Annotated in this window: 11 protein-coding genes; 5 read left to right on the top strand and 6 right to left on the bottom strand. The window is 60.8% G+C overall.

Annotation, left to right across the window (positions count from 1 at the left end; all coding sequences use genetic code 11):
* Positions 1–235 precede the first annotated feature (235 nt).
* A complete protein-coding gene (locus N8A90_RS25160) occupies positions 236–1285 on the top strand; it encodes a DMT family transporter (protein ID WP_262078024.1) in 1050 nt (349 codons plus the stop codon).
* A 287-nt stretch (positions 1286–1572) separates the two neighbouring features.
* Here N8A90_RS25160 and N8A90_RS25155 read toward each other — a convergent pair whose 3' ends face one another.
* The 4 genes from N8A90_RS25155 to N8A90_RS25140 form a co-directional block, all read right to left on the bottom strand.
* Positions 1573–3195 (bottom strand): lactonase family protein, encoded by a 1623-nt coding sequence (locus N8A90_RS25155; protein ID WP_262078023.1) that lies wholly within the window; start codon positions 3193–3195, stop codon positions 1573–1575.
* Between the two features lie 286 nt (positions 3196–3481).
* Positions 3482–4060: a DUF4259 domain-containing protein gene (locus N8A90_RS25150; protein WP_262078022.1), complete on the bottom strand. Its 579-nt coding sequence runs from the start codon at positions 4058–4060 to the stop codon at positions 3482–3484.
* A 737-nt stretch (positions 4061–4797) separates the two neighbouring features.
* A complete protein-coding gene (locus N8A90_RS25145) occupies positions 4798–5706 on the bottom strand; it encodes a LysR family transcriptional regulator (protein WP_262078021.1) in 909 nt (302 codons plus the stop codon).
* Positions 5707–5711: 5 nt separating this feature from the next.
* Positions 5712–6509 carry a crotonase/enoyl-CoA hydratase family protein gene (locus N8A90_RS25140; protein WP_262078020.1) on the bottom strand — a complete coding sequence of 266 codons (798 nt, stop codon included), beginning with the start codon at positions 6507–6509 and terminating at the stop codon, positions 5712–5714.
* Positions 6510–6740: 231 nt separating this feature from the next.
* On the opposite strand from N8A90_RS25140, the gene N8A90_RS25135 reads away from it, so the two are divergent.
* The 4 genes from N8A90_RS25135 to N8A90_RS25120 are packed head-to-tail and all read left to right on the top strand — an operon-like array spanning position 6741 to position 11150.
* Complete coding sequence (locus N8A90_RS25135) at positions 6741–7910, top strand: acyl-CoA dehydrogenase family protein (protein WP_262078019.1); 1170 nt, start codon at positions 6741–6743, stop codon at positions 7908–7910.
* A gap of 9 nt (positions 7911–7919) precedes the next feature.
* The gene (locus tag N8A90_RS25130) at positions 7920–8906 is read left to right on the top strand and encodes an acyl-CoA dehydrogenase (RefSeq protein ID WP_262078018.1); all 987 of its coding nucleotides are present in this window, start codon (positions 7920–7922) and stop codon (positions 8904–8906) included.
* Positions 8907–8924: 18 nt separating this feature from the next.
* Complete coding sequence (locus N8A90_RS25125; protein WP_262078017.1) at positions 8925–10112, top strand: CaiB/BaiF CoA transferase family protein; 1188 nt, start codon at positions 8925–8927, stop codon at positions 10110–10112.
* A gap of 54 nt (positions 10113–10166) precedes the next feature.
* On the top strand, positions 10167–11150 hold the full coding sequence (locus N8A90_RS25120; protein ID WP_262078016.1) for a Bug family tripartite tricarboxylate transporter substrate binding protein: 984 nt from the start codon (positions 10167–10169) through the stop codon (positions 11148–11150).
* Between the two features lie 27 nt (positions 11151–11177).
* Here N8A90_RS25120 and N8A90_RS25115 read toward each other — a convergent pair whose 3' ends face one another.
* Positions 11178–13001, bottom strand: coding sequence for a TniQ family protein (locus tag N8A90_RS25115; RefSeq protein ID WP_262078015.1), 1824 nt, complete (start codon positions 12999–13001; stop codon positions 11178–11180).
* Position 13002: 1 nt separating this feature from the next.
* A partial coding sequence (locus N8A90_RS25110) for a hypothetical protein (protein ID WP_262078014.1) occupies positions 13003–13259 on the bottom strand: 257 nt, incomplete at its 5' end.

The following is a 13259-nucleotide window of genomic DNA, read 5'->3' as shown; positions in this document are numbered from 1 at the left end:
GCACCTCGCTCAGAACGGGTGCATCGATTTTAATTTTGGAAGAGCGAGACTGGAAGTCTTTTCACACAGCCTCGGCCAACAGCGGACGCTCAAGCCGACTACCCGGGACGTCCGCTTCGGTTGCTAGCGGACATATCGGTCGACGATGCGCAAAGGTGAACTTCGACCCCACGCTCGGACCCGCGCGCTGCGCGGGGGCCTTCTGCGGGTTGCCGGTCAGGAGTAGAACGACGTCATGAATGCTCTCACCCACCGCGGAGTTCTGGCCGCCATCGGCGCGGCGGCGCTTTTCGGCGCCGGGACACCCGTCGCTAAGCTGCTGCTCGCGCACACGAGCCCCTGGTTACTCGCTGGGGTGCTCTACCTTGGCTCCGGCCTCGGACTCTGGGTGTGGCGCCTGCTTTCCGGGGCGCCGACCGTCAGCCTGCAACGAGCCGAACTCGGCTGGCTGGCAGGGGCTGTCGTAGCAGGGGGCATGCTCGGCCCGTTGCTGCTGATGACCGGATTGGCCGGGATGGCCGCAGCGGACGCTTCACTGCTGCTGAACGCAGAAGGCGTCTTCACCGCGCTCCTTGCCTGGTTCGTATTCAAGGAGAACTTCGACCGGCGCATCGCCTTGGGGATGGTTGCCATCGTGGCCGGGGCCGCCATCCTCAGCTGGCCCGACAAGTCGGGCGTTGGAGCACTGTGGCCGTCGTTGACCGTCCTGGGTGCGTGCCTGGCCTGGGCGGTCGACAACAACCTGACGCGCAAGGTGTCGGTGGCTGATGCGTCTTTCATCGCGATGACCAAGGGGCTAGTCGCCGGCGCGACGAACCTCGCGCTGGCATTCGCCACTGGTGCAACCTGGCCGTCGGCGGCAGTCGTTGCTGGGGCAGGTCTCCTCGGCCTCTTGAGCTATGGAACGAGCCTAGTGCTTTTCGTCGTCGCACTGCGGCATCTCGGCACCGCCCGCACCGGCGCCTACTTTTCGGTTGCGCCGTTCTTTGGCGCTGTGCTGGCCATCGGCCTCTTGGGTGAGCCGGTCACGCTTCAGCTCGTGCTGGCCGGGGTCCTGATGGCCATTGGCGTGTGGCTGCATCTGACGGAGAAGCACGGGCACAGGCACGCGCACGAGCCGCTGGAGCACAGCCATGAACATGACCATGACGCGCACCATCGGCACGTTCATTCCGATGGCTCGCCCGCTACAGCCAAGCACACGCACTGGCATCGCCACGAGCCCATGGTTCATAGCCACGACCACTATCCGGACATCCACCACCAACATCCCCACCCCCATTGAGAACGCCTCGCGGCCGCCTCAGTCGGATTTGCTCTACGAGCGATGACCGCTGTCCGTTGCTTTGCGGACGTTCACCGCAAGTCGACGACAGTCAGCATGGGGCCCAAAGCGGCTGTACGTGCTGCTCAAAAGCGGACCCTGAATCGCCCGGCTTCGAGACGTGAACCGGGCCGCCGCCAAAGTCGTTGACGACTCTCCGAGGTCAGCCGAGTCCAACAGGTCGACGGGGGAATTCGCTGAACACGAGATCGATCAGCGGCACCCGCACCGGTCCCCCGTTGGAGCGCCTACCGGGTGACGGCGATGGAATAAGGACGGGCTCCAGCGGCCACCGCTGTTCCAACTGACGTCAACGCGCCGGTGCTGGCGTCGATGGTGTAAGCGGACACGGTGTTGCCGTCGTAGTTCGCCACGTAGGCGAATTTACCCGACGGGTCCACCGTAACAGAGAAGGGAACTAATCCGGTGCCCGCTGTTCCAACCGATGTCAGTGCGCCGGTGCTGGCGTCGATGGTGTAAGCGGACACGGTGTCATCGCCGGCGTTCGCCACATAGGCGAATTTTCCCGACGGATCCACAGTGACGGATTGGGGATTGGATCCGGTGACCGCTCCAACCGATGTCAGCGCACCGGTGCTTGCGTCGATGGTGTAGGCAGACACGGTGTTGCCGCTGTAGTTCGCCACATAGGCGAATTTTCCCGACGGATCCACAGTGACGGCTCGGGGCTGGTTTCCGGTGCCCACTGTTCCAACCGATGTCAACGCGCCGGTGCTGGCATTGATGGTGTAGATGGACACAGAGCTGCCGCCGGCGTTCGCCACATAGGCGAATTTTCCCGACGGATCCACAGTGACGGATTTGGGATTGGATCCGGTGACCGCTGTTCCAACCGATGTCAACGCGCCGGTGCTGGCATTGATGGTGTAGATGGACACAGAGCCGCCGAAGAAGTTCGTCACGTAGGCGAATTTTCCCGACGGATCCACAGTGACGGAGTTGGGACCGTTTCCGGCCACCGCTGTTCCAACCGATGTCAACGCACCGGTGCTGGCATTGATGGTGTATGCGGACACAGTGCTGTCGTTGTAGCTCGCCACGTAGGCGAATTTGCCCGACGGATCCACAGTGACGGATTCGGGACCGACTCCGGTGACCGCTGTTCCAACCGATGTCAGCGCGCCGGTGCTTGCGTCGATGGTGTAAGCGGACACGGTGTTGTCGTAGAGGTTCGCCACGTAGGCGAAACGTCCAACGGACCTGCAAGTGACTCCGACATTGGTGACCGAGGCGCTGACGACCCCGCTGCCGCTGCTCACGGTGCAGGCCTGGGCCGGCACGCCAGGCTGGCTCAGCACGGTCACGTCGTAAGCGGCGCCGTTGTTCAGCGCCGTCGCAAAGGTGAAGTTGCCGTTGGCCGAGACGGCGAGGTTGTCGCCGCCGTTGTTCTGCAGGACCAGGCCGCTGCCGGTCAGGCCGGTGACGGAGCCACCCAAGGTCAGAACAGGAGTGGTGACGCAGGTCACCGCCACATTGGTGACCGAGGCGCTGGCGGTGCCGCTGCCGCTGGTCACGGTACAGGTCTGTGCCGGCACGCTAGGCTGGGTCCGCACGGTCACGTCGTAGGTGGCCCCGCTGGTCAGCGGCGTGGCAAAGGTGAAGGTGCCGTTGGCCGAGACGGCGAGGTTGTCGCCGCCGTTGTTCTGCAGAACCAGGCCGCTGCCGGCCAGGCCGGTCACGGTCCCGGCGATACCGAAGGTGCTGGGCACGGGGGCAGAGCCGGCTCCACCGCTGCTTCCACCGTCACCACCACCGCCGCAGGCAACAAGCCCGGCGCCAAGGCCGATCAGCAGGGCCGCGGTGCCAAGGACCTTGGGAAGTAATTTCTTCAAGCCGATTCTTTGTGCCATGGGTCGTTCGTTCAAAAGAGCTGTAAGAGAATGATTCAGCCCTTAAGAATATCCTGAAATACCTGAAATACCTGAAATACCTGAAATACCTGAAATACCTGAAATACCTGGAATCCGCGGCCTGCGATTCGGAGGGAACGGGAGGCGTGAAATGTTTGACGCCGATCAGAGATCGACGCGGCACTGCCGATGCCGATGCCGATGCCGGCGACCGACAGCTGCTTGCGATGTGGTTGGGCATGGTGAGCAACGGCAGCTACCAGCCTCGCCGTTACTCAAGTTCAAACTAAGCTGAGCAAAACTCAGCGTGTCCTGAAAATCGACATTTGCGCAGCGCTGCGACCCTGCTTGTTCGAATTCTGCCGGGGATGTTAGTGACCGGTTCTGGCCGACTGCTACCGTTACCGTTCGAGCCTCGTCGCAAGCTGGCTGATTCCGGCAGCCCACCGGTTTGACTTGCCTGCGGACCATTGTTGAGCGAGTTCGGAATACTTGGGGTCTGAAACCCGGGTGATGGCTTGTGACGTGCACTGGGCACCAAGGCGCGCACCTCGGGCGTGCGCGTCTTTGCGAGACATGGCGCAGCTTCTGCATTCGTCGTGGCAGGCCCTTTTCCATCCGCAGCAGCGATAACTTCGGCGGCGGCAACGGCAACAGAACCCGCATCGGCCTCGAGATAGCCAGGACGCAACGCTGCATTGATAGCTTCGGCTATCGTGCCCGGCCCCGCGGAGCTCGAACACTCAATCAGCCAGTCCTGTGCATCGTCGTTGTCAAAGGGACCTTCACCCCATGCTCCAGCACTGGCCGAGAGGCTCATGGCCAGCGCGAACGCAGCCACACCCACATACTTCAGGTTGCTCACTCGATTCCTCCGTGTGTTCTATTCGGCGGAGCTGGTCGTGCCCTGAGGGCGCGCACGCCGGGATTCTGACCTACGCGCGACTGACCGGTGTTGGCCGCATTCCGCCTCTGGAGCCCGTCCGGCGCCGATGCGGCTTTGCTTACGACAGCTGCCCGGCGGCCGGTGTGTGCTCCGGATAGCAGTGAAGGCACCTCAGACCACGCCACACTTGCCGGACACACCTGCCAGAATTTGGCACAACGTATGTATGGGTCCGCCCTCCTCCACTCGTTGGCAAGTGCTGAGAATGTTCTCAAGTTATCTGAGAACCTACATGTAGAGAGACCCATAAGGAGAGAAACGCCTCCTAGCAATGACGCGGGGTTTGGGCCATGTTGGAAGCAACGATGAGAAATCGTCGAAGCAAAACCTGAGAATCTCAATCTTGACCGCCGAAACAGCCACCCTCACTGGCCCGGAAGGCTTGGCTGAGGCAGCTGGCAGGAACTCGTGGGCAAAAAACGCGATATGTCGTGGGCGACGGTGTCTGAACTATATGCCGACCTTGAACCAAGGGCCCTCTGCGCGCGCCAAACTGGCAACTGCCCTCCCCCACCTTGAACGGTAAGCCTCATTGTCTTTGAATAGGACGATTTCCATTCCGACGACAACGAGGAAAGGGCTAAAAGTTTACGACTAGCTGCACGGAAGCGCCTGTGTCTGACCGCCAAGTACGCTTACGCACAAAATTCAGCTCGCTATTCGCGTCGTGCGTCTGCTGCAGCCACCCGCAGTGCGACTTCCCTGAATTTCACGGCCGCCGGCGATTCTGCATCTGCCATGTAAGCCAATGACAGTCCCATCGCGCCGTCATGTTCGATGTCGAGCACCTCCCTATAGGCTATGACATCACTCGCGTACCTCCGCATCACGGAGGGGACAAACGCGACTCCCAACCCACTCTCTACAAGTGCGAGTAACGTCTGCACCTGTGTTGCTTCCTGCGAAATGCGAGGAACGAAGCCTGCACGCTGGCAGGCTCCCATCACAAGTGAGCGCAAGCTAGAGGCCGCTCCCTGCGCATACATAAGGAACGCCTCGCCAGCGAGGTCCTTCAGCCGGATGGCATCACGCTTCGCAAGGAAATGACCGGGTGGCAGCGCCACGATGAGCCGCTCACGTTCCAGCGGCAGCAGGGTGGCAGAGGTCGAGACCATCACCGGCGTGCGCACAAGTCCTAAGTCGAGCGTGCCGTGCTCGAGCTGTTCGATGATGGAGACTGATGGCGCTTCTTGGAGCTTCAGTTCCACTGCCGGGTAGCTTGCACGATATGCCGGCAAGAGCCGTTGGAGCATGCCAAACGTGGTGGTCCCAACGAAGCCAATTCGCAGCGTGCCACCGGTGCCCGAGACCGCATCATGAGCCGCGGCGATTACTTGACCCTCAAAGAAAAGCAGGCGCTTCGCCTCTCGTAGTACGGCCTCGCCGGCAACGGTGAGCGTCACGCCGGCCGGTCCTCGGTCGAAAAGTCGGGCGCCAAGCTCAGCTTCGAGTTTCTGGATGGAAACCGTGAGTGCTGGCTGTGCGAGATGCAGCCGCTCCGATGCTCGGCGGAAGCTTCCAGCCTCGGCGAGCATGACGAAGTTGCGGATGCGTTTGATGTCCATCGGCGCTAGGTGCTGGTAAGAGACGCTGTGGCCTTGCTCACAAAGGCGGCCACCGCGCTGCGGTGCTCGTCAGTTTTATGCGCAATCGCCTGGTAGGAGGCAGAAAGCTCCAAGAGCGTGTCGAGGCGGGTGTGCATAGCCTCCCGCATCAAACGTTTGGTCAGACGCACTGCAGGTGCGGAATTCCCTGCAATTCGCTGTGCAAGGCGGAGTGCTTCTGGCATCAGCTCTTCGGGGGGTACCACTTTCGACACCAATCCCCACTGCGCAGCAAGCTCTGAAGAGATTGGCTCGCCGGTGAACGACATCTCGGCAGCGCGCGAGAGACCGATGATTCTTTGCAGCAGCCAGGCCCCACCATCTCCGGGAATAAGCCCGAGTTTGACGAAGCTCTCCGCGAACTTTGCCCGTTCAGACGCGATTCGGATATCGCACATGCACGCGAGGTCGAGGCCGGCCCCCATCGCTGCACCGTTGACCGCGGCAATGACAGGTACTTCAAGATTGAACAGTGCTGGGGGGAGCTGTTGTATGCCTAGGCGGTATTCCTGCCGAATTTCAACAAGTGGGGCATCTGGAGCCATCTGGCGCTGCATGTCATTGATGTCTCCACCCGTCGAGAAGGCAGAGCCTGCGCCCGTCAGGATGACCACATGCACGGAAACGTCACGGTGAATTCGGTCAATAGCGCTTAGCAGCTCCGCGACCATTGTGTTTCCCGTCAAGGGGTTCCGACGCTGAGGGTCGTTCAAGGTGAGAGTCACGATGCTCCCATCCTGCTCGTACAAGACGCAGTTGCTCATTTTGGATTGCTCTCGGTAGGTTTTGCTTCAGGCATTCGTGATGGCGAAGAGGAAGTTTGAACGACAAGCGGCCCAAAGGCATGGCAGCTTCCGACGTCTACTGGCAAACCACGAGAGGACATAGCGGAACGGTATGGCGAACCCCAAACATGATATTGGACGCCTGTGGGAGACCGTCCATAGCATCGGCCCTATCTAACTGCCACACGGCGACCATCGCCGCACCCTTCGATGACTGACCTCCTGGCTTCGCTTCGCTACGCGGCGCTGCCTTCAGATACGAAACAGCTTCGTGATGACGTTCGGGAGTTCCTGCGAGAACATCTCGGGGACCGGGTGCCGGCCGAGCGTGCTCGGAGCTGGATGGGGTTCGACGCAAACTTCAGTCAGAGACTTGCCAAACGGGGCTGGGTAGGATTGACGTTGCCCAAGGAGTACGGGGGCGCGGGGATGACGCCGCTGCAGCGATTCGTGATTGTTGAGCAATTGCTCAGCGTAGGTGCGCCTGTTGCAGCTCACTGGGTTGCCGAGCGTCAAAGCGGCCCGCTTATCTTGAGGTTCGGCTCGAGCGACCAGCGCGATTTCTTTTTGCCGCGCATTTGTGCGGGGGAGGCGTTCTTCTGCATAGGAATGAGCGAACCCAGCTCTGGCTCTGACCTTGCAAGCGTGCGCTCGCGGGCATTGAAAGTCGACGGTGGCTGGAGACTGAGCGGCCGGAAAATCTGGACGACAAACGCTCAACATTGCCAGTACATGATTGCGCTGGTGCGCACTTCGGGCGTGCCCGATGACCGGCAAAAAGGGCTGTCTCAGTTCATCGTAGACATGAAGGCGCCAGGGATGGAAGTACGCCCCTTGGTAGACCTGTGCGGAGATGCGCACTTCAACGAAGTGCTGCTAGACGATGTCTTCGTCCCTGAGTCTGCGATGGTTGGCCAAGAGGGACAAGGCTGGGCTCAGGTAAACGCCGAGCTCGCCTATGAAAGAAGCGGGCCCGAGCGCTTCTACTCAAGCGCTGTGCTCCTCAATGCATGGCTCAGCTCGCTTCGTGCGGGCACGCCTGCACGCGCAGCGAGCGCCGAGGAACTTGCGGTGCTCGGCAAGTTCGCAACACACATCGTGGCGCTGCGCCACGTCTCCGTCGCGCTGACCACAAAGCTTTCAGCCGGGGAAAGCCCCTTGGTCGAAGCGGCACTCATGAAGGACTTGGGAACCGAGTTCGAGCAGTCAGTGCCAAGCGTGCTCGAAGCGATTGTCGGTGCGCTGCCACCGGAGCAGCAAGAGCCAGAGCTCCTGCGCGCGCTGAACTACTTGAGCCTGATGGCGCCGTCTTTCTCCCTCCGGGGAGGAACGCGGGAGATTTTGCGCGGAATGGTCGCGCGCGGCTTGGGCCTTCGATAAGAGAAATGTATGTTTGTTGAAGCCGTACGAAAGATTCTTCAGGCCGAGGTCACTCCTGCTTATGTGCGCAGTGTCGAGCAGAGTGGGCAGCTGGGCCAACCCTGGGACGCACTTGAAGAGGCCGGCTTCCTAGACCTGCTTGTTCCTGAAGGCGAAGGGGGAGCCGGCATGGAGCTGTCGGATTTGTACGCCATCTGCCATTTGCAGGGGTCGCTCGCCGCGCCGATGCCGCTGGTTAATACCCTCATAGCAAGAAAATATTTGGGTGCAGCGGGGCGGCATTCCATGCCTCATGGACCAATAGGTCTGGCCTCCACTTCAGCTTGCAGCAAGGACGGCGCCTTGGTCTGCGCCCACCTTCCTTTTGGTGCGGTGGTGAAGCATGTGCTCGTCGTGACTGCAGACGCGACAGTACTGCTGGAGACCGAGGGGGCGAGCGTTACGTCGGCGGGTATCTGGTGTAGCCAGCTCGCTTCGCTGGCGTGGCCCGCAGGCTACGCGGACAAGAGCTTGTCCACAGACTGCCCTCCCCAGCAGTTGCAAGCATTCGCCGCCGCGAGCTATGCGGGCATGTTGTGCGGAGCCATGGAGAAGGTGTTCCAGATGACCCTGCAGCACTGCAACGACCGTGAGCAGTTCGGCAAGTCGCTAGGAAAGTTTCAAGCCGTCCAACATCAGCTCGCAGTCATGGCCGAGCACATTGTTGCGGCGAGCCTGGCGACCCAAGCGGCTTTCGGCGAGGGCAATGCGCCGCCGCTGTTGCGTGCGGCCATCGCCAAGGGACGCGCCAGCGAGGCGGCGCTCCTCGTAGCAAATACCGCCCATGCGCTGCACGGTGCCGTGGGCATCACCGCGGAGTACGACCTGCAGCTTTATACGAGGCGCCTGCATGAATGGCGCATGGCCCACGGGTCAGAAGCTTTTTGGCATCGTTGGCTAGGCACACAGGTGCTTGCTAGCCAGGGAACGTTCTGTGATTTCGTACAAGCAACCTGATACGCGGAAGAACGACATATGGCTGGACCGTTGAACGGACTTCGCATCCTTGACATGACCTCGGTGCTGATGGGGCCCTTCGCGACTCAGGTGCTTGCGGACCTGGGTGCGGACGTCATCAAGGTAGAAGCGCCGGAAGGGGACACTATCCGCCACCTTGGCCCGATGCGAAATCCGGGAATGAGCGCAGGGTTTTTGCATGTGAACCGCAACAAGCGAAGTGTGGTTCTGGACGTCAAGCAATCAGAGGCTCGCGAAAAGCTCTTGGCGCTCGCCCGCACGTCCGACGTTTTCGTGAGCAACGTACGACCGGCTGCGCTTGCTAGGCTTGGGCTGGCATACGAAGACTTCATTCGCGTGAACCCTTCCATGATTTATGTCTCGCTCGTGGGGTACGGTCAGAAAGGTCCTTACGCGGCACGTGCAGCTTACGACGACATGATTCAGGCCGTGTGTGCGATTCCGACGCTTATCGCGCAGGTCGGAGACGGTGTTCCGCGCTACGTGCCGCTGGCCATCGTTGACCGCATCGTCGGCCAGGCGGCGGCGACAGCCACCCTGGCCGCTGTCATTCATCGCATGAAGACGGGCGAGGGACAGTCGGTTGATATTCCTATGTTTGAGACCATGGTCCCGTATGTAATGAGTGAGCATATGGCGGGGCACACGTACGAGCCACCGGAAGGCGACATCGGTTACAAGCGCTTGCTCGCACCCTCGCGTCAGGCTTATGCGACCGCCAACGGCCATGTCTGCACCGTTCTGTACACAACCAAGCATTGGCGCTCGTTCTTTGAACTGGTAGGCGCGAAAGAAAAGTACCAAGACGACAAGCGACTGGCGAGTCTTGCCGCACGGACCCACCACATCAGCGAACTTTATACAGAAGTCGCGAGATATCTGAAGACGCAGCCTACGGACTACTGGCTCGAACGGCTCACGCATCTGGACATTCCAGTGATGCCTTTGCATACGCTGGAGAGCCTTATCCATGACCCACATCTGGAGGCGGTTGGCTTCTTCAAGCACCGCATCCACCCAACTGAAGGTCCGCTCATAGAGATGGCGGGCCTGGGCAACTGGTCGCTTACACCGCCTGAAATGAGCCGACCGGTTCCTCGACTCGGAGAGCACACGGACGAGGTGCTCGCGGAAATCGTTGGGCAGGTGGGCAACCACTCGGCACCAACTTTCAGCGAAGGGTAGCGCAGGCTCTCTTCGCAGTTCGGCATCCACAACAAAAGACGACAGGAGACAAATATGGTTTGCAAACTAGGACGTATTGCGGCATTCATCACCGGGGTCGCATCGATGCTGGGCACGGGCGCAGCTGGCGCGCAGGGTGCGTACCCGGACAAGCCAATACGCATGTTGGTGGCGTTCCCAGCCGGTGGCCCTACGGACGTGAACGCCAGGCTGTTCGCACAATACATGGCCGAGAAGCTCGGGCAGCCGGTCATCGTGGACAACCGGCCAGGTGCAGGCGGAAATGTTGCGTCGACCATGGTTGCGAGCGCGCCCAAGGACGGGTACACCCTGCTCTACAACACCTCTTCGTTCTTGCTCGGCGCGCTGGCGTACAAGTCGGCAACGCATACCCCCTTGAAGGATTTTGTACCCATCGTGCGCACGGTAGGTGTGCCCCTCGTGGTGGCTATGTACCCCAAGGTTCCCGCGAAAAGCATGCAAGAGTTCGTTGCGCTGGCCAAGGCAAAACCGGGCAAGATGAACTACGCGTCGTCTGGTGCCGGCACCATCGACCACTTGGCTTTTGCGATGCTCGAGTCGCGGCTCGGCATCGACCTGACGCATGTGCCCTACAAAGGTACCGCGCCTGCGCTCGCCGACCTCGTGGGCGGTCAGACGGAAACCTTCATGACCACCTTGAACACGGTGCTTCCTTTCGTGCAATCCAAGCAGCTCACAGCGCTAGCGGTTGGTTCAAAAGCCCGCTCGCCGTTGCTTCCCGGCGTACCCACGGTGGCTGAGGCGACAGGCATTCCGAACATCGAGCTGACCGCTTGGAACGGCATCGTAGCGCCGGTAGGTACGTCTGCAGAAGTGGTCAGCCGCCTCAACGCCGTGGTTAACGACGCACTCAAGGACGCAGTGTTCCTAAAGAAACTGGAGGCAAGCGGCGCCGAGCCGTACGGCGGCACCCCGGAGGCATATGAAAAATTTCTTGCAACCGAGCAGGTGAGCTTGGCTGCCTCCCTCAAAGAGGCCGGCATCGAGAAGCAGTAGACGGGCGACTGAACCGGCGGGTGGGGGTCACGGATTGGCGCCATCCACGCGTTGTTTTTGAACTGCAGCCCGCGCCAAATCTGCCATGCGCACCAGGCCCCCTCGCCGTCTTCCGCCGGGCAGCACCTGACTGCCAACAATTTGGATGCTCCCGAGCTGTTGAGCCAGTGCTGAGGACTTGGTGCCCATCTCCTTCGCGAGGTCAGACAGCGGCACATACTCACGCCGAAACTCTGCGAATTGGGTTGGCGTCACCACGCGGCATGGCTGTCCACGCAGGAGCACGTCATAAGACTTGAGTAGGCCGTGACTCACCCAGCTCAATATGCTTTCGTGCTTGTAGCCAGTAGCCTCCGATAGCGCCTGGACAGTCTGACCTTGGTCAAGCATCGGTCGAGCGTAGTGCTTTGCGACGTCATCCCAAAGAAACTCATGGTCACCGACAAGACCTTCAGCCTTGACGGCGAGTACTGAGCCCGATGCGATAGCCTGCAACGCCCGGGCCAACGCCTTCTTGTCTCCAACCTGCCGGGCAGACAACTCGCGCAGCTTGACGCGCCGGCCTCCGCCCTCCTGGAATGAGGTGGACCGCTGCATTCGGTCGGTCAAGCGCGCGATAGATGTCACTTCGATTGGACCGCCCTTGCGAAGGTCTTCTTTCCAACGTGCATCCCGCGCAATCACATTCGCTTCGCACAGATGCCCTAGGACGCCAGGGGGAACGCCGAGCGACTTGCACGCCGCATCCTCGGTAGTCCATAGGCTTCGCGCGTTGATAATGGTGTTGACCTCGTCGACTGTGACCTGATAGACCACACCATTGGTACCCGACCGGATTGCTTTGCATTCCAAGGCGCCCTTCCGGCGATAGTGACTGAGTGAGGTGTATGGAACCCCAATGCGCTTCGCTGCCTCCAACAACAGCACGGACGTCGCCTTCTCGTTGATGATTTTCGCTGTTGCATCTAGTCCTAGAACGCCGTCAAACTCGGCTTCGGCGACCTGCCCAATGGCAACCATGAACGGATGGAACGATTTGTGGTCGCTGAGTTTTCGCAGTTGTTGGTACCAGCTGCCGAGTCTGCTGTTCAGCGTCCGACCGTCCGAGGGACCAATCCGGAGGCGTTCGCTGACGTGGCTCTTGAAGTTCACCGGCCAATTGGCGAGCAGGTTCTCAAGCGGGCGCAGGAATGCGACGAGCTCCTGCATTGAAGATGGCGCCGAGGCATTCGAGCGTCGGGCTATGACCGCAGGGTCCGCTTGCCGGCAGAGAGCATTGATGAGGCGCGCGGCGCCAATGCATTCTGCATCGTGCATAGCGGGGCCGAAGCTCTCAACGATGGCGCTGCCTCTAGCGAGCAGCGATGAAACCCACAGCTGCGCAGGAGTCGCCGTCTCTGGCATTGCTGCGCGTAGGTCGAAGCCACATTCGCAGAATTCGATGTGCTCGCGCCCGCAGCTCAAAGCCGTGTGACGTGATGGACACGCGTCCCGCAAAAGGACGCTGTGAGACGGGCACGCCACCATCTGCGCATGTTCCCAAATCGTGCGCAAACTGACAGATTCGCGCAGGCAGTGGACACAGACGGCGTCTCGGCAGTGGCGTCGGAGCCCCCGCCAGGTGCGGGCAATGTCATCTTGGGCTGTCGCCTGCATGCACCATTCCAAGCTCAAGCCGAGGCTGCGCGATACGTGTTCGGGATGTGCCAGTAGTACGCCGAAGGTAGTGCGCCCGCCGCAATGGCGTGCCAAATCCTTCCAACTGCTCAGGGCGTTGGCAGACGCAAGCCTGCGGTAGTAGCCAGGTCCCGATTCGTCGGGCTGGGGAGCGAAGGTGTGAATCAAAGTCATGTCAACGTCGTCGTGGTAGCTTCGCCTCTTGCAGGACACTGATGTGGGCCTGCTCGAGTTCGGGGTGGGTAACTTCAGTGCGGGTGAATGCGGGATGGTCCGGATGGCCGGCCGCCTCAATACTTCTCAGAGCGTGCGCGCAGTCTTCAAAGGTCACGGGGCGCGCCCCTTTAGGCTCTAGCAGGCTGCTGAAATACTCCCCTCCAGTCGACGCGCGGCGCGGCACAAGCGTTGGAAGTTGATCCCCCGACAGTTGGA

The sequence above is a fragment of the Variovorax sp. N23 genome (assembly GCF_025486315.1).
Taxonomy (GTDB): domain Bacteria; phylum Pseudomonadota; class Gammaproteobacteria; order Burkholderiales; family Burkholderiaceae_C; genus Variovorax.
The sequence above is the reverse complement of the archived record's forward strand: the minus strand, read 5'-3'. Positions and strand labels throughout refer to the sequence as shown.